The organism is Alloalcanivorax sp. C16-1, assembly GCF_046507805.1.
In the GTDB taxonomy this organism is placed as follows: domain Bacteria; phylum Pseudomonadota; class Gammaproteobacteria; order Pseudomonadales; family Alcanivoracaceae; genus Alloalcanivorax.
In genome coordinates this window covers 17,024-34,272 of record NZ_JBKFTK010000002.1, presented here as the reverse complement: position 1 = coordinate 34,272, position 17,249 = coordinate 17,024, and the positions used below count along the sequence as shown (strand labels likewise).

Below are 17,249 nucleotides of genomic sequence, written 5' to 3'. Positions count from 1 at the left end.
AGCCATGGCCGAAGACATCAGGGCGCTCACCGCCACGGCGCTGAAGCGCGCCTTCGAAAGCGGCGAACTGTCGCCGGTGGAGGTGGCCGCCGGCCTGCTTGACCATGTGCAGCATCACGACCACGCCCTCAACGCCTGGTGCCTGATCGACCGGGACACCACCCTGGCCGAGGCCGGCGCCGCCGAGGCGCGTTACCGCAAGGGCGAGCCCCGGGGCCTGCTGGACGGTATTCCGGTGGCGGTGAAGGACGTGTTTCTCACCCCCATGTGGCCCACGCTCAAGGGCTCGCGCACCATCGACCCGGAGAGCACGCTGAACAAGCGCTCACCGGCGGTGGCGGCGCTGGAACGCCACGGCTACGTGCCGCTGGGCAAGACCACCACGCCGGAATTCGGCTGGAAGGGCATCACCGACAGCCCTCTGTGCGGGCCCACCAATAATCCCTGGAACCCGGAGAAAACCGCCGGCGGTTCCAGCGGCGGCTCGGCGGCGGCGGTGTCCGCCGGCATGGCGCCGCTGGCCCTGGGCACCGACGCCGGTGGCTCGATCCGCATTCCCGCCGCCTTCTGCGGCATCGTCGGCCACAAACCCACCTTCGGCGAGGTGCCGCACTGGCCGGCCAGCCCGTTCGGCACCCTGGCCCATGCCGGGCCCATGACCCGCTCGGTGGAGGACTGCGCGCTGATGATGCAGGTGCTTACCGAGGCGGACAGCCGCGACGCCCAGGCGGCGCCGCGCCGCCAGGTGGACTATCTGGCCGCCCTGGCCGGCGATCTGAAGGACCTGCGCATCGCCTACAGCAATAACCTGGGCTATGTGGACGTGGACCCGGCCATCGAACGGGCGACCGCCGAGGCGGTGGCGGTGTTCCGCGATCTGGGCGCCACCGTGGTGGAAGTGGACCCGGGCTTCAGCAACCCGCTGGCCGCCTTCGGCCATCTGTTCTACGGCGGCGCCGCCAACGCCTGCCGGGACCTGGGCCCGCGCAAGCGCGCCCAGATGGACCTGGCCCTGGTGCAGGTGGTGGAGAAAGCCGAGAAGCTGTCGATGCTGGATTACCTGGCGGCGGTCAATGAGCGCATGGCGCTGTCCGAGCGCATGGCCGTGTTCCATCAGAAGTACGACCTGCTGCTCACCCCGACCCTGCCGATTACCGCCTTCGACACCAACCGGGAAGTGCCCCGGGACTGGCCCAGCACCCGCTGGCCCACCTGGACGCCCTTTACCTACCCGTTCAATCTGACCGGCCAGCCGGCCCTGTCGGTGCCCCTGGGGCTGGCCGGCGACGGCCTGCCCATGGGCCTGCAGATCGTCGGCCGCCGCTTCCAGGACGAACTGGTGCTCAAGGCCGGCCACCTGTTCGAGCAAGCCCGTCCCTTCACCGGGCGCCCGCCGCTGGCGCTCGCCGGCCAGGAGGCGTGACCATGAGCAACATCAACCTGGACACGGACTTCTACGAAACCGAGGACCCGATCTGGAACCCGGCGCTGCTGACCATTCCGGTGCCGGGCATCCGCCGCATGGTGAATCTGGCGGCGACCATGGACGATGTGATCCATCTGTCGATCGGCCAGCCGGATCTGAAACCCCCGGAGCACGTGGTGCAGGCGGCGGTGGACGCTCTGCAGGCGGGCCAGACCGGCTACACCATGGACGCCGGCCTGCCGGAGCTGCTGGAGGCACTGGCCGAGTACTACGGCGAGCGCTATAACCGCACCCTGGTGCCGGAAAACATCATGATCACCACCGGCGCCACCGAGGCCATCTATCTGGCGCTCACCGCCACCTCGGCACCGGGCCGCGAGTTCATCGTCCCGGAACCGTCGTTCATGCTGTACGCGCCGCTGATCCGCATGAACGGCGGCGTGGTCAAGACCATCCCCACCCGCGCCGAGAACCAGCATCAGCTCGATCCCCAGGAAGTGATCGACGCCATCGACGCCAACACCTATGCCATCGTGCTGAACTCGCCCAGCAACCCCACCGGCACCGTCTATCCCCGGGAAACCGTGGAAGCCATCGTGCAGGAGGCGGCCTACCGGGGTGTCTACGTGATCAGCGACGAGGTCTATGACCATCTGATCTACGACGGCCGGGAATACCCCAGCGTGTTGTCCTGCTGCTCGGACCTGGACCACGTGATGGTGGTGTCCAGTTTCTCCAAGACCTTCAGCATGGCCGGCATGCGTATCGGCTGGCTGATGGCCAGCCAGGGCGCGATCAAGAAACTGCGGCGCTACCACATGTTCACCACCACGGTGGCGAACACGCCCTGCCAGTGGGCCGGCGTGGCGGCCCTGCGCGGCGACCGCGCCTTTATCGACGACATGCTCACGGAATATCAGCGGCGCCGGGACCGGCTGGTGGACCTGGTCCAGCAGACGCCGCACCTGACCGGCTATCGGCCCGACGGCGCCTTCTACCTGTTCCCGTCCCTGCCCGACGGGGTCAACGGCGGCAACGTGGCGCTGAAACTGCTGCGCGAAACCGGGGTGTGCACGGTGGCGGGGGAAACCTTCGGGGACAGCTGCGCCAATGCCCTGCGCATCAGCTACTCCACCTCCCTGGATCAGATCGAGGCGGCGTTCGAACGCATTATCCCGTGGATGGAAAAACAGGACTGGTGAAAAGAGACCGCTGTAGGAGCGGTCGTCCGACCGCGCCTACAGGCCCTTTTCCGCTCAAGGCATTTCGTCGATTTCTTCCTTCTCGGGGATCAGGAAGTCTTCCTTGGACACGCCCAGGGTGAACAGCAGGTTGGCAACCACGTAGATGGACGAGTAGGTACCCACGAAGATACCCACCAGCAGCGCCTCGGAGAAAGCACGCATCACCTCGCCGCCGAAGAAGAACAGCGCCACCAGCACCAGCATGGTGGTGAAGGAGGTGTTGATGGTACGGGTCAGCGTCTCGTTGATGGCGCCGTTGACGATCACATGGGGATCGGTTTCCCGGGTGTTGCGGAAATTTTCGCGAATGCGGTCGGCCACCACGATGGAGTCGTTCAGCGAGTAGCCGATCAACGCCAGCACCGCCGCCAGCACCGTCAGGTCGAACGGCCAGCGCAGCAGCGAGAACAGCCCCAGCACGATGATCACGTCGTGCAACAGCGCCGCCACCGTGGCGATGCCGAACTTGTTGGTGAATCGGAACCACACGTACACCAGCATCAGCCCCAGCGCCATCAGCAGCGCCAGACCGGACTGGTCGCGCAGTTCGTCGCCCACCTGGGGCCCGACGAACTCCACCTGCTTGAGCTGCAGCCCGTCGATGCCGTCGGCCAGGGACTGGAACACCCGCTGGCCCACCTGATCCGCTTCAATGCCGTCCTGGGGCGGCACGCGGATGCTCAGGTCCCGGGACGAACCGTACTGCTGCACCACCGCGTCCTCGAAACCGGCCTGCTCCAGGGTGTCGCGGGCGCCGGCGATATCAATGTCCGCGGGGCTTTCCACCACCACGTTGGTGCCGCCGGTGAAATCCAGCCCCAGGTTCAGGCCACGGGTGGCGAGCAGAATGATGGACGCGATCACCAGGCAGATCGACATCACGCCGAGCACCTTCCGCGCGCCCATGAAATTGATCATTTTCTTGCTGTTGGACATAGTCTTGCTCCCGGACATGACCGCCTCAGATGCTCAGTTTGGACGGCGCGCGCGCGCCGCGACCGTAGGTCATTTCCACCATCGCGCGGGTGCCGATGATGGCCGTGAACATGGACGAGAGAATGCCGATGAACAGCGTGACCGCGAAACCCTGCACCGAGCCGGTCCCGGCGGAGAACAGGATCACCGCGACGATCATGGTGGTGATGTTGGCGTCCAGAATGGTGGTGAAGGCACGGTTGTAACCTTCGTCGATGGCCTCGCGGGGACGGCGCCCGTTGCGCAGTTCCTCGCGGATGCGTTCGTAGATCAGCACGTTGGCGTCCACCGCCATGCCCACCGTCAGCACGATGCCGGCGATGCCCGGCAGGGTCAGGGTGGCGCCGGGGATCAGCGACATGACGCCGACGATGATCACCAGGTTACCGAGCAGCGCGATGTTGGCGAAAATGCCGAAAACCTTGTACCAGACCAGCATGAAGATCAGCACCAGGGCCATGCCCAGCACCATGGACTTGAGGCCGGCTTCGATGTTTTCGCGGCCCAGGCTCGGGCCGATGGTGCGCTCCTCGACGATGGTCACCGGTGCCGCCAGCGAACCGGCGCGCAGAAGCAGCGCCAGTTCCGAGGCCTCCGCCGGGCTGTCCAGACCGGTGATGCGGAAGCGGCTGCCCAGGGTGTCCTGGATGGTGGCCACGTTGATCACGTAGCGGTCGGTGGTGCTTTCCGGCACCTGGCGACGCTCGCCGTTCTCGCCCTCGACGGTTTTCATTTCCGTCTTGGTCTCGATGAACAGCACCGCCATGGGATTGCCCACGTTCTTGGAGGTGACCCGCTGCATGCTGCGCGCGCCGGTGGAATCCAGCTCCACGTTCACCTGGGGTGTGCCGCTCTGCTGGTCGAAGCCCATCTGCGCGTTGGTGACCTGATCACCGGTGGCGATCTTGGATTTTTCCAGGATCACCGGGCGGTTGTTCTGGTCACGGAACGGGAAGATCTCGGTGCCCGGGGGCGCGATGCCGGTGGCGGCGCGCTGGGCGGAATACTGATCCGCCACCAGGCGGAACTCCAGGGTCGCGGTGCGGCCCAGGATACGGCGGGCCTGGGCGGCGTCCTGCACGCCCGGCAGTTGCACCACGATGCGATCGGCGCCCTGACGCTGCACCACCGCTTCGGCGACGCCCAGCTCATTGACCCGGTTGTTGAGAGCGGTGCGGTTCTGCTCCACCGCGTAGTCCTGCAGCTCTTCCAGGGTCGAGGCGTTCAGGGTCAGTGTCAGACGCGGGGTTTCCTCCGCCTGGCTCAGGGTGAACTCCGGCAGGGCGGTGCGCAGCGGCGCCCGCGCCGCGTCGGCGGCCACCTGATCGTCGAAGGTGGCCACCAGTTTCTGGCCGTCGGTGGCCACGTCCCGGTAGCGGATGCCTTCGTCGCGCAGCGCCATTTTGGCCTGGCCGGACCAGGCCTCCATGCGCTGCTGGATCACCGTTTCCATGTCCACCTGCAGCAGGAAGTGCACGCCACCGCGCAGATCCAGGCCAAGGTTCATGGGCGAGGCGCCCACGGCGCGCAACCATTGCGGCGTGGTGGGCGCCAGGTTGAGCGCCACCACATAGTCGTCGCCGAGGCGTTCGCTGAGCATTTGCCGCGCCCGCAGCTGGTCATTGGTGCTGTCCAGCCGTACCAGCCAGGACGTATTGACGGCTTCGCCCGGGCCATGTTCCACCCCGGCCTGGTCCAGCGCCTCGGCCACCTGGCGGCGTACCGACGCGGGCACCTCCTCACCGGCGGAATTGGCACTGATCTGAACGGCGGGAACGTCCGGGAAGATGTTCGGCAGGGCGTAAAGGCCGCACCCTAAAAGCACGGCCAACAGCAGGAAAAATTTCCAGCGCGGATAGCGGGTCATAAGGCGTTACTTCAAATCGATTTGATGGTGCCCTTGGGCAGCGTGGCCTGGACACTCTGTTTTTGCAGCTTGATTTCCAGATTGTTGGCGATCTCGAGCACCACGAAGTCGTCGGTGACCTTGATCACGCGGCCCAGGATGCCGCCGCTGGTCATCACTTCGTCGCCCTTGTTCAGGCTCTGCACCAGATTCTTATGCTCCTTGGCGCGCTTCTGCTGCGGACGGATCAGGAAGAAGTAGAACACCACCACCATCACCACCAGCATGATCAGCTCGATGCCGCCACCACCGGGTGCGGCGCCGCCGGTCTGGGCGTGCGCGGGAGAAATCAACCAGTTCATTACGTTACTCCACGTTATCGTCGTTAAAGCGCGGGTACGGGACGGCCCAGGGCCGCGTAGAAGTCACTAATAAAGGCGCTCAATGTACCCGCTTCAATAGCCCCCCGCAATCCAGCCATCAGGCGCTGGTAATAGCGCAGATTGTGGATCGTGTTGAGCTGCGCGCCGAGCATTTCGTTGCAGCGATCCAGATGATGCAGATAGCTGCGCGAGAAGTGTCGGCACGTATAGCAATCACAGTCTTCTTCGAGGGGCCCCAGGTCGTGGCGGTGGCGCGCGTTGCGAATCTTGATCACGCCTTCGGCGGTGAACAAGTGTCCGTTGCGCGCGTTGCGCGTGGGCATCACGCAGTCGAACATGTCCACGCCGCGGCGCACCGCCTCGACGATGTCTTCCGGCCGCCCCACCCCCATCAGGTATCGCGGCCGTTCACCGGGCATGTGCGGCGTCAGTTCGCCCAGGGTGCGCAGCATCTCCTGCGGCGGCTCGCCGACGCTGAGGCCACCGATGGCATAGCCGTCGAAGCCGATGTCGGTGAGGCCGGCCAGCGATTCCCGGCGCAGCGCGTCGTACATGCCCCCCTGTACGATGCCGAAACAGGCCGCATCGTTCCCCAGATCGTCGAAATGGGCCCGTTTGGACCGCTCCGCCCAGCGCAGGGACAGCCGCATGGAGTCCGCCGCCTCCTTTTCCGTGGCCGGAAAAGGGGTGCATTCGTCGAAGATCATGCAGATGTCGCTGCCCAGGTCGCGCTGCACGCGCATGGCGATTTCCGGCCCCAGCTCGATGCGGTCGCCGTTGATCGGGCTGCGGAACACCACGCCCTGTTCGGAGATCTTGCGCAGCTCGCCGAGGCTGAACACCTGGAAGCCGCCGGAGTCGGTGAGAATCGGCTTGTCCCACTGCATGAAGCCGTGCAGGCCGCCGTGGGCGCCGATCACCTCGGTGCCGGGGCGCAGCATCAGATGGAAGGTGTTGCCCAGGCAGATTTCCGCGCCGATGTCGGCCAGGTCCCGGGGCAGCATGGCCTTCACCGTGCCGTAGGTGCCCACCGGCATGAACGCCGGCGTCTCCACGGTGCCGCGCGGAAAGGTCAGACGACCGCGCCGGGCGCGGCCATCGTTGCCCAGCAGGTCGAAGGTCAGTCGTGACATCAGGCCTCTCCGTCGCCGTGCCCGGCGCGTTCGATAAACATGGCGTCCCCATAACTGAAGAAACGGTATTGCTCGCGCACCGCTTCCCGGTAGGCCGCCAGCACCCGTTCGCGGCCGGCGAAGGCGCTGATCAGCATCAGCAGCGTGGACCGGGGCAGGTGAAAATTGGTGACCAGGGCATCCACCTGCCGGAAACGGTAGCCCGGGTAAATAAAGATGTCGGTCTCCGCCTCGCCGGCGCGCAGGGCGCCGTCCGCCGAAGCCGCCTCCAGGGCGCGCAGGGCGGTGGTGCCCACCGCCACCACCCGACCGCCACCGGCGCGGGTGGCCGCCACCTGCTCCACCAGCGCCTCGGGAATACGGAAACGCTCGCTGTGCATATGGTGGTCTTCCACCCGGTCCACGCGCACCGGCTGGAAGGTGCCGGCGCCCACGTGCAGGGTGGCGAAGCCGGTGTCCACGCCCTGGCCGCGGAGCTGCTCCAGGAAGGGCTCATCGAAATGCAGCCCGGCGGTGGGGGCGGCCACGGCGCCCGGTTCCCGGGCGTAGACGGTCTGGTAGCGTTCCAGGTCGGCGGCCTCGTCCGGCCGGTCTATATAAGGTGGCAGCGGCACATGGCCGATGCGCTCCAGGGCATCCAGCACGCTGTCGCAGCCGGTGAACAGCAGATGGAACAGCTCGCCCCGCCGGCCGCGCACCTGGGCCGCCACGCCCTGCTCGAAATGCAGCCAGCCGCCGGGCTTCGGCGACTTGGAGGCGCGCACATGGGCCAGCGCTTCGTGGCCTTCCAGCAGTCGCTCCACCAGCACTTCCACCCGGCCGCCACTGTCTTTCTGCCCGTGCAGCCGGGCCGGGATCACCCGGGTGTCGTTGAACACCAGCAAATCGCCAGGGCGCAAGTGGTCGGCCAGATCCGGGAAACGGCGGTGCCCCAGACCGTCCCCGGTCAGGGTCAGCAGCCGGGCATCGCGCCGCTCGGCGGGGGGGTGGCGCGCGATCAGCGCGTCGGGCAGCTCGAAATCGAAATCGTCTACGCGCACGGAACCGTCCTCACCGCTTGCCGCTTTTGCCGCTGTTGCCCTTTCCGCTGTCACCCTGGCCGCGATTGCCCTTCGCGCCGCCTTTGGCGGCGGCACCGGGCCGGGGCAACACCACGGTGGCGGTCAGCGACAGCCGGTCGTGCAGGGTCTGGTGCGGATGCACCAGGGCCACCAGGTAGCCGGCGCCGAGCAGCAGCCAGGACAGGCCGGCGGCGGCGAAACGGGCCACCGTCTGCCACGGACGCACCGGACCGCCCCGGTAGTCACGCACCTGCAGCCGCCAGGCGCGCATGCCCAGGGTCTGGCCGCCGTGCAACCAGAACCAGGCATAGAAGGCCCAGGTCTCGATCAGCAGCAGCGGAAACAGCACGCCCTTGAGGATCACCGGATCCGCCCGGGTCACGCCATTGATGTCCTGGGTCGGCAGACCGGAGTGGTTGTACAGAATCACGAACAGACCGGCGCTGATGAACCACAGCGCCACCACCAGAAAGCCGTCGTAAACCAGGGCCATCAGGCGTTTGAACAGACCGGCGGGTTGGGCGTCTTGGGTCATGGCAAGGCAGCAGGCAGCAACGAAATAAAGCCCGCTCGGGGCATACGCGAAGACCGCGGACGACGGAAGGTGGGCCGGAAAACCACGGTAACAGTCAATATCGGCAGGATTGTAGCAGACGCCAGCGACGGAGTCCTACTGGTCGGCCCCGATATCCAACCCGCTCCAAGCTCGCATTACCTCCTTGACAGGCATTCCGGCCACCGATCGTGGAGCGGTGCCATCGGCGTGGGTGGCCGGGGCGAATGCCAAACCGGCCATCGCGGGCCGGCCCCACGTAGACAGCGCGGCTCTCCTCAGGGCGCGGCTCTCACTCGCCTACGGCATGGAAGGCATCGCCTGTTCCACTCATGCTCCCGGCACCCGCGTGTGACCGGAGAGATTCGCATACACCGCCTCCATCGAACTCGCGTCGTACTCGTGCCATCCTTGAGCCAGCCCGATCATGTGCATCTGATAAGCATTGCCAAACAGGGGCACGGGGTGGCGAAGCGAGCGCGCCAGATCGGCGATGGCCACACCGTCCTTGTCGAGCAAGATCTCGTATACGTTGGCCTTCGGATACTCACCGGTGACCATCCACTTACCGCGCACTTCGAACATCCGGGACGAGCCGCCGCTCGCCACCACCAGTTCGTACAATCGCTCGGGCTCCAAGCCCGCTTTGGTAGCAAGCGTGATTGCCTCGGCGGCCGCGGCGTTATGAATCATCAGCAAATGATTGATGATCAGCTTGGCCTTCGTTGCGTTACCGAACTCTCCGACATCGAACACTTTTGTAGCCAAGGCGCCGATCACTGTTCGAACAGCGTCGGCGTGACGCCCCTCACCGCTCACATAGAAACTGTAGGTGTCATCGAGCACCATCGCCGGGTTGCCACTGACCGCGCAATCGAGCATCACCCATCCCGCTGCGGCGAGATCATCCGACGCGGCGAGCTTGACGTCACCGGGGAGCGTATTCGTGTCAATCACCCATCCCGACTCAGCGGGGTTCGCCGTCAGTACGCTCAGCAAGTCGTCGAATGCGCCCCTGGTCGGCAGCGCGGACACGATCACCGAACATCGCCGCGCCACCTCGTCGGCGGATAACGTGGCATCACCGCCCATGCCGGTCAGGCGCTCGCGCGCCTCGCCCGAAGGGTCATACCCGCATACCTCCAGGCCGCTGTCTATCAGTCGTCGAGCGTAGGCAGTACCCATCGCTCCCAGACCAATAATGCCGACCACACCCATCAAACCGTTATCGACCATGACATTACTCCTTTCTGCTCCGGATAAACGGCGGTACGCGCGCGGGCCTCAGACACTGTTTTTTATATTTATCCGGGGCGACCCACCGGCACCAAATAATCGCGCTTATAAATATCAAAAACCTTACACCGAAATTAAATAAGGCTACGAAAAAGCAAGAGACACCGACCTATTTATAAGCATCCAATTCAAACCTCGAATGCGCAGGAGAACGCCTTGCAACTCTGGCCACCAGGAATACGGTCAAAGAACAAAAAAGCGAGGCCATACCAGCGATAAGGAATAATGTGGGAAAGCCGACTTCAGCACCGATCAGAACCCCACCCACAACCGGCCCGACGATGGCTCCGACCCGGCCAGCGCCCATGGCCCAGCCGGTTCCCGTAGCACGGGTCGTCACATCATAAAGGTTTGTGCAAATGGCAACGGTGCAGATTTGAGCCCCGATACTAAAGAACCCCGATAAAAAGGTGAGTGCGAACAGCAGGGAAACAGAATGCCCTATTTTTCCTAGCGCCGTGATAGCCAGAAATCCGATTGCGTAGGCCAGGCTTACAACGATTCCCTGGCCTACCCGGTCGCCCAGCCGCCCGATTAATACGGTGCCACACACCGCCCCGAGATTGAGAAGCACCACTGCCAGAACGGCATCTTCAGGTCCGAATCCCGAGCTTTGAGCAACCAGCGGCAGCCAGTTAACCATAAAGTAAGTCAGCAAAAGGCTGGAGAAGAACACCAACCAAATACCCAGGGTTCCTGACAGCCGACCGTCCCGAAAAATATCCTTTACAGGCACCTTGCTTTCTTTCTCCGGTGCCGCCAGTTCACCATCCCAGACCCCGGATCGGCCCATTCTGGAAAGTATCAAGTCGATTTTTTCGCGCTTACGCTCACGCGCAAGGAACCGGACCGACTCCGGAAGAAAAACAATCAGTGCCGGCACCAGCAGGAGCGGCAGAATCCCGCCCATCAAGAACACACTGCCCCATCCGAATGCCGATATCAGCTGACTCGCCACCGCACCGCCGATGATCGCCCCCAACGGGAACCCGCAATACATGACCGGAACGATCGTCGCCCTCAGGTGTTTCGGAGAATACTCCGCCGTGAGCGTAATAAAATTTGGCAACGCGCCGCCCAGGCCTATGCCTGTAAAGAAGCGCACCAAGGTGAGCGTCGACACGTCACCGCAGAGAGGCGTCAACAATGAGCCGATGGACATGATAAGCACAGCGCCGATCAGCGCTGGTTTGCGGCCGACACGATCACCCAGGGGCCCAAAGATCAAGGCGCCGATTAATCCTCCGAAAAGCGCCGATGAAAAAACCGGACCGAATGCCGCAAGATTCGCCGCCCAGTCGTTCGCTATAGCCGGGGCGGCGAAGGCAATAACCTGTGTATCGAAGCCATCGAGCATGGCGACCAGTGCACAGAAGACGATGATCACCTTCTGGTATCGGCTCAGATTATAGTCATCGAACATTTCTTCCAGGCTTTTTTTATTATCTTCCATTACGGCCTCCTCGTCGCCGCTATCGATTCTTATGTTCTTACGGAAAGCGAGTCATCTCATGACACCGCTCATGTCGATGAGACCGAGTGTGATATTCAGAACACGACCAAGTCAAGACGAATGTTCGTTTTGTTTTGAGGGGAACAAAAGCCACAGCCGATGATTGGACGTGGTCACGAGAGAAGCAGGATCCGTTTATGGCGCCTGCGTTACAGAGGAAAAGTCAGGAGAGATTTTCACCGGACAAGGCCTGTGTCCACACACCGGCAAGCGCGTCGGCCATCCCGTCCACACCACGGGGGCCGTACATTGCCAACTGAAGGATGTAACCCTGCATGGACCCGAGCAGTGCCCCGGCCACGGCGGCGGGATCTCGATGTGCCGACATGCTGCTCGCCGCTTGATGCTCACGCACATAGTCGGTGAATTCATCACGCAGCTCACGCTGCAGCGTGCGGAAGACCTCGCCCAGCTGAGGATCGGTTAACGCTTTGGACCAGATTTGAACGAGGAGCGTGGCGAAGCCGTTCTCGCGATGCTTCTTCCGCATCAGGCTGAGCACGCTTGAAAGCACCTTGCCAGGTGCCTGTGAAGTCCCGCTCCGGGACAATCGGCGCACAACTTCGGAGACGTCACGCAGGTTCTCTCTGGCGAGCTCAAGAACCAAGGCGTCTTTGCCGGGAAAGTAGAGGTATACGGCGCCCGATGACAATCCACACTCAGCGAAGATGTCCTGCATGGACGTCTCATGAAAGCCTGCGCGCAGGAAACAACGTTGTGCCGCATCCAGAATCTGAAGGCGTCTGGCGTCGGCGTATTCCTGGGAGACTTTGGGCATGGCGAGAAATTAGCGTAGCGAAGGGTTGCTGTCAAATCCGCTGCATAGGGCCGACGCCATGCGCCGGACCGGCGCCCGGGCCGCCCCTGTCCCCTGCTCCCCGCTTTTGACCACAGCCATCCGATCCGGCCGCCTTCTTCGGTACAACCTGCGCCGGCGCCCTGCCCAGCGGGCTCCACACCGGCCATTCCCGCGCCCAACGGCGACCACCCCGGAGGGGGTTGTGCCTGCCTGAGGCGGCATGCATAATAAAAAACGAACGTGCGTTGTGTTTAATAACAAAAGCGGTTCTCTGATGGGCAACCGAACCCGGCGATCAGATCGTCAGGCAGCCGCCACGGCGGAACCGCGGCCCTACCGAGAGGAGTGCAACATATGAAGTTCGGTTTGATGACGGATGTCTCGGCCGGTGAGAGCGGCGGAGCTAAAGGTTTCGCCTCTGCCCAGACCCTCCAGACATTCGGCGACTACATCTGCGCGGCAGAGGATCTGGGGTTCGCCAGCACCTTTCTGGTTGAACATCATTTCACGGGCAATGGACAGGTATCGTCATCCCTATCGGTCCTCGCCTATCTGGCGGGACGCACATCCACCATGCGGCTCGGCACCGCCGTCGTTGTCTTGCCTTGGCACAACCCCGTGCTTCTGGCGGAGCAGATCGCCACGATTGATCAACTCTCCAACGGGCGCTTTGACTTCGGCGTGGGCAAAGGCTATCGGCCGCACGAGTTCGCGGGCTTCGGCATCACCCAGGATGAGGCGGCACGGCGCTACGAGGAGGTTCTCTCCTTCTGTAAGCGCGCCTGGTCTGATCGATCACGTTTTGACCACCGCGGGCAGCACTATTCATTCGATGACGTGGTTATCGATCCGCCCGCCTTTCAGTCGCCGCACCCGCCCATATGGGTCGGAGCCACCAGTGAAGCTTCCACGGTAAGAGCGGGCCGGGACGGTCACCGGCTCCTGCTTGATCAGATCGCGGCCCCGGAGCTGCTCGGATTACGCATCAAGCAATACAAGGAGGCCGCGATCGAAGCGGGCTTTGACGTTGCTCCACAGTGCGTGGGCGTCAACCGTGCGCTACATCTGGTCAACAACGACGAGGAACTCCGCCAGGCACACATCGACCGCGCAGCCAAGCTCGACGCGCTTGGCGCCCAGACAGGTAAAAAATGGGCCTCGTTCTCGGAACGGGAAGGTCTCCCCACCGGGGGAACCGATGATGTCGTGGTCGACGAGGCCGCGCTCATCGGCTATCCGGAGGACGTGATCGAGAAACTCAAGGTTCTGGAATTCCATGGTGTCGATTACGTACTGCTGGCGGACTTCAGTGCGAACACGGATTCACTCCGCCGCTTCTCCGAGGAAGTCATGCCGCACTTCTCCGAGGGGGCGCAATGAAAGAGGGCTTTGTTCAAACGGAGTACGGGCGAATCCACTATGTCGAGCATGGCACCGGCAAGCCGCTGCTGCTGGCGCATTCCGGCGGAGCCTCGATCCACGAGTTCGACCACAACTACGAACACCTTTCGACGCGGTTTCGAACCATCTCATGGGATCTGCTGGGGCACGGTGATTCCGACGCCCTGACTCAGCATATGAGTGTCCGCGATCACGCGCGGACCGCCATCGCGCTTCTCGACCATCTGGGCATCGCGAGTGCCAGCATCGCCGGCTGCTCGATCGGCGGCATTCTGGCCGTGGAGTTGGGTGCGAACTTCGCCGACCGGATCGACCGATCAATCATCGTGGATATGCAATTACGGCCCCAGCAGTGGTGGGTCGACCACTTCCTGATGATCGAGTCGATGTTCACTGACGTCACTCAATCATTCGACACCGTCGCCCCCCGATTCCGCGCGCTGACTGATGAAACATTGCAGCGCTGGAACATCGATCGGGCCAAGGCGGGAGCGCATTCGATGATGGACGTTATCTGGGCGGTCCGCGACTACGATCTGATGTCCGCGATTACACAAGTCAAGGTACCGGCTCTGACGATCCTCGGTGAGGACGGACCTTCCATCGATTGCTTTGAAGACTTTCAGCGACTGTTGCCGGGTGGCCAGGTAATCACGCTACCGCACTGCGGGCACTTCCCCATGATCGACGATCCGATGGCGTTCGGCACCGCCCTCATCGACTTCCTCGACACCATCAAGGAGTAATCATGCCGTCAATTAGAAAAGAAATGCGAAACCACGTTGCAGTGATCACGATCGACCGTCCCGAGAGCATGAATGCGCTGGACTACGATCTCAACCAGGAGCTCATACGCACTTTCCGGGAGTTTGAAGACGACCCCGACGCCTATGTCGCGGTGCTCACCGGTGCGGGCGAGAAAGCGTTTTGCGCGGGCGCGGACCTCAAAAGCTATACGTACTCGTACGTGAGCCGGTCGGCGGCTGATTTTCGCATGGACTACACCGACGGTCCCGGATTCGGCGCGATCACCCGGAACTTCAAAGGTAACAAACCGGTAGTGGCCGCGATCAACGGTTACTGCATCTCCGGCGGTCTGGAACTGGCTCTGGCCACCGACATACGGTTCTGCTCCAGCAACGCCGTGTTCGCCTTGCAGGATGTGAACTGGGGTTTCCATTGCGCTGACGGTGGGAGCATCCGGCTTCCGTTGGTTGTCGGTCAGGGCAACGCCATGGAGATGCTGCTGTCCGGCGACAAGTTCAATGCCGAGCATGCCTATCGAATCGGCTTGGTCAACCGGGTTTATGCGCCAGAGGAGTTGCTTGAGCGGACCATCGAGTTCGCTGAGAAGCTGGCGTCGCGCGCCCCGCTGGCCCAGCGCTTCGCGAAGGATGTCATGCACCGCGCGATTGGGCTGAACCTTGACGAGGCGCTGCGCATGGAAACCCGGTCGTTCTATGACCTGGCTCATACGCAGGACCTGCATGAAGGCATCGCTGCATTTGCAGAGAAACGCCCGGCAGCGTTCAAGGGGGAGTGATGATGCACAGCTCCGACCCCGTGATCATCGAGCAGCATGACAATGTCTCGGTCATCACATTGAATCGCCCCGAAGCAATGAACGCCCTGGATTATGACGCGAACCATGCGCTCATCAAGGCGTTCTCGGACTTCGAAGCCAACGACGATGCGCGCGTCGCGGTCGTGACCGGCGCCGGGAACAAAGCATTCTGCGCCGGAGCCGATCTCAAAACGTACTCACTGGCTTACGCCACCAAGCCCGCGCCGTACTTTCGGCAACATTTCGTCGATGGGAACGGCTTTGGTGGCATCACGCGTGGCCTGCGGATCGGTAAACCGGTTATCGCGGCCATCAATGGTTATGCCATGTCGGGAGGCCTGGAGCTGGCACTGGCCGCTGACTTCCGGTTCTGCTCCACCGATGCCGAGTTCGCGATTCAGGATGTCCAATGGGGTATGCACCCCTGCGATGGCGGGTGCGTTCGACTCCCCCAGATCGTGGGCATGGGCCACGCCATGGAGATCATTCTGTCGGGTGAGCGGTTTGATGCCGAGCACGCGCTGAGAATCGGACTGGTTAATCGCGTCATCGCGCCGGAGTCGCTTCTCGACGAAACGGTGCGGTACGCCCGGCTGTTGGCAACGAGAGCACCGCTTGCGCAACGCTTTGCCAAGGATGTGTCTCGTCGTGCTCCCGGGATGACATTGGTCGACGCCATCCGTATGGAGGAGAACTCGTTCGCCGATCTGGCGCATACCGAGGACCTCAAGGAAGGCGTGACGTCATTTGCAGAGCGGCGGGCGCCGCGCTTCGGGGGGCGGTGATATGAGCAAGATAATGCGCGAGGACCGCATCTACATCGTAGGCGTTGGTATGACCCGGTTTGGACACTATCCCGACCGAAGCATCAAATCGATGGCGGCGGAATCGGTCACGGCCGCACTGGCCGATGCCGGAGCCACCACCGATGACATCGGGGCGCTTTTCTTCTCAAACTCCGGTCAGGACATTATCGAAGGGCAATCGGCCACGGCCGGACAGATGGCACTCAGGCCGCTCGGCTTCGAGAACATCCCGATCGTTAACACCGAGAACGCCTGCGCCTCCGGCACCACTGCGCTGTATCTTGCCTGGTCGCATGTCAAGGCCGGTTTGTCGGACGCCGCGATGGCGGTCGGCGTCGAGAAGCTATCGACGGACCATGTCGAACGACGAAACGCCCTGTTCGAGGGCGGCATGGATGTCCACGACCGGGAATCGGTGATCGCGGGACTGAAGAAGCTGGCCGGCGATGAGGAGCTGCCCGAAGTCGATGGTGATCGGTCGATCTTCATGGATATCTATGGCTTCTGGACCAGAGCTCATATGCGTGATTTCGGCACCACCCAGCGGCAGCTGGCGGAGATCTCATCCAAGAACCATAAGCATTCGACACTGAATCCGCTTTGTCATTTCCAGCGCGAGTTCAGCGTCGAGGAGGTTCTGTTGGCCCGCCCCCTGTCATTCCCGCTCACCGTGCCGATGTGCTCTCCATACTCGGACGGCGGGGCGGCGGCACTGGTATGTACGGCGGAGAAGGCCCGGCAATTGAAGGCCGAAGGCCGGGCGGTATCGATCGCTGCCCTGGAACTTGCCTCGGGCCGGGATCGTGATCCCGGTGATTGGGACTTACACCTCACCAAACTCGCAGCGGACCGGGCTTACCAAAAAGCCGCCATGGCGCCGTCGGACATGCATCTGGCCGAGGTTCATGACGCCACCGCCTTCGGGGAATTGCTGAATTCCGAAAACCTGGGCCTGGTGGCTCGCGGGCAGGGCGGGCCCGCCGCCGAGCGTGGCGAGACCCGCTTGGGCGGCCGCATTCCAATCAATGTGTCCGGCGGCCTGCAATCACGCGGGCACCCCATCGGCGCAACCGGCCTCGCACAGACCTACGAACTGGTGACCCAGCTCAGAGGAGAAGCGGGAGGCCGGCAGGTGGCCGGTGCCCGACGCGCGATTCTGGAGAATGGCGGCGGACTCTACGGCGTCGAAGAGGCAGCGGCCCTGGTGGGCATCTTTGAGTCTGACGCCTCCTAATAACGAAAACAGAGG

The 17,249-nt window shown here is 63.0% G+C and carries 16 protein-coding genes; 7 read left to right on the top strand and 9 right to left on the bottom strand.

The genetic code is table 11. The features are described 5' to 3' along the window. Positions 1–4 precede the first annotated feature (4 nt). Positions 5–1,423 (top strand): amidase, encoded by a 1,419-nt coding sequence (locus ACLD0W_RS07340; protein WP_410306843.1) that lies wholly within the window; start codon positions 5–7, stop codon positions 1,421–1,423. 2 nt (positions 1,424–1,425) lie between these two features. Next, positions 1,426–2,628 carry a pyridoxal phosphate-dependent aminotransferase gene (locus ACLD0W_RS07335; RefSeq protein ID WP_410306842.1) on the top strand — a complete coding sequence of 401 codons (1,203 nt, stop codon included), beginning with the start codon at positions 1,426–1,428 and terminating at the stop codon, positions 2,626–2,628. A gap of 54 nt (positions 2,629–2,682) precedes the next feature. Here ACLD0W_RS07335 and secF read toward each other — a convergent pair whose 3' ends face one another. From secF to ACLD0W_RS07290, 9 genes are all read right to left on the bottom strand, one after another. Next, a complete protein-coding gene (gene secF / locus ACLD0W_RS07330; protein WP_410306841.1) occupies positions 2,683–3,606 on the bottom strand; it encodes a protein translocase subunit SecF in 924 nt (307 codons plus the stop codon). Between the two features lie 25 nt (positions 3,607–3,631). After that, the gene (gene secD, locus ACLD0W_RS07325; protein WP_410306840.1) at positions 3,632–5,512 is read right to left on the bottom strand and encodes a protein translocase subunit SecD; all 1,881 of its coding nucleotides are present in this window, start codon (positions 5,510–5,512) and stop codon (positions 3,632–3,634) included. A gap of 11 nt (positions 5,513–5,523) precedes the next feature. Beyond that, positions 5,524–5,853, bottom strand: coding sequence for a preprotein translocase subunit YajC (gene yajC, locus ACLD0W_RS07320; protein WP_262730339.1), 330 nt, complete (start codon positions 5,851–5,853; stop codon positions 5,524–5,526). 23 nt (positions 5,854–5,876) lie between these two features. Further along, the gene (tgt, locus tag ACLD0W_RS07315) at positions 5,877–7,007 is read right to left on the bottom strand and encodes a tRNA guanosine(34) transglycosylase Tgt (protein ID WP_410306839.1); all 1,131 of its coding nucleotides are present in this window, start codon (positions 7,005–7,007) and stop codon (positions 5,877–5,879) included. Then, positions 7,007–8,047: a tRNA preQ1(34) S-adenosylmethionine ribosyltransferase-isomerase QueA gene (gene queA, locus ACLD0W_RS07310; protein WP_410306838.1), complete on the bottom strand. Its 1,041-nt coding sequence runs from the start codon at positions 8,045–8,047 to the stop codon at positions 7,007–7,009. Before queA ends, tgt begins: the two co-directional genes overlap by 1 nt. 10 nt (positions 8,048–8,057) lie before the next feature. Continuing rightward, entirely contained in the window at positions 8,058–8,603 is a 546-nt protein-coding gene (locus ACLD0W_RS07305; protein WP_410306837.1) for an RDD family protein, read from the bottom strand. A gap of 348 nt (positions 8,604–8,951) precedes the next feature. After that, complete coding sequence (locus tag ACLD0W_RS07300) at positions 8,952–9,857, bottom strand: NAD(P)-dependent oxidoreductase (RefSeq protein WP_410306836.1); 906 nt, start codon at positions 9,855–9,857, stop codon at positions 8,952–8,954. 169 nt (positions 9,858–10,026) lie between these two features. Continuing rightward, entirely contained in the window at positions 10,027–11,370 is a 1,344-nt protein-coding gene (locus ACLD0W_RS07295) for an MFS transporter (RefSeq protein WP_410306835.1), read from the bottom strand. A 223-nt stretch (positions 11,371–11,593) separates the two neighbouring features. Beyond that, a complete protein-coding gene (locus tag ACLD0W_RS07290; RefSeq protein WP_410306834.1) occupies positions 11,594–12,208 on the bottom strand; it encodes a TetR/AcrR family transcriptional regulator in 615 nt (204 codons plus the stop codon). Between the two features lie 375 nt (positions 12,209–12,583). Between ACLD0W_RS07290 and ACLD0W_RS07285 the strand changes: the two genes are divergently transcribed. Genes ACLD0W_RS07285 through ACLD0W_RS07265 form a run of 5 tightly spaced genes read left to right on the top strand, consistent with a single transcriptional unit; the run spans position 12,584 to position 17,234 of the window. Further along, on the top strand, positions 12,584–13,609 hold the full coding sequence (locus ACLD0W_RS07285) for an LLM class flavin-dependent oxidoreductase (protein ID WP_410306833.1): 1,026 nt from the start codon (positions 12,584–12,586) through the stop codon (positions 13,607–13,609). After that, positions 13,606–14,376: an alpha/beta fold hydrolase gene (locus ACLD0W_RS07280; RefSeq protein WP_410306832.1), complete on the top strand. Its 771-nt coding sequence runs from the start codon at positions 13,606–13,608 to the stop codon at positions 14,374–14,376. Before ACLD0W_RS07285 ends, ACLD0W_RS07280 begins: the two co-directional genes overlap by 4 nt. Before the next feature lie 2 nt (positions 14,377–14,378). Beyond that, positions 14,379–15,173: an enoyl-CoA hydratase/isomerase family protein gene (locus ACLD0W_RS07275; RefSeq protein WP_410306831.1), complete on the top strand. Its 795-nt coding sequence runs from the start codon at positions 14,379–14,381 to the stop codon at positions 15,171–15,173. Next, positions 15,173–15,979 (top strand): enoyl-CoA hydratase/isomerase family protein, encoded by an 807-nt coding sequence (locus ACLD0W_RS07270; RefSeq protein WP_410306830.1) that lies wholly within the window; start codon positions 15,173–15,175, stop codon positions 15,977–15,979. Before ACLD0W_RS07275 ends, ACLD0W_RS07270 begins: the two co-directional genes overlap by 1 nt. 1 nt (position 15,980) lies before the next feature. Beyond that, positions 15,981–17,234, top strand: coding sequence for a thiolase family protein (locus ACLD0W_RS07265; protein ID WP_410306829.1), 1,254 nt, complete (start codon positions 15,981–15,983; stop codon positions 17,232–17,234). The last annotated feature ends 15 nt before the right edge of the window (positions 17,235–17,249 follow it).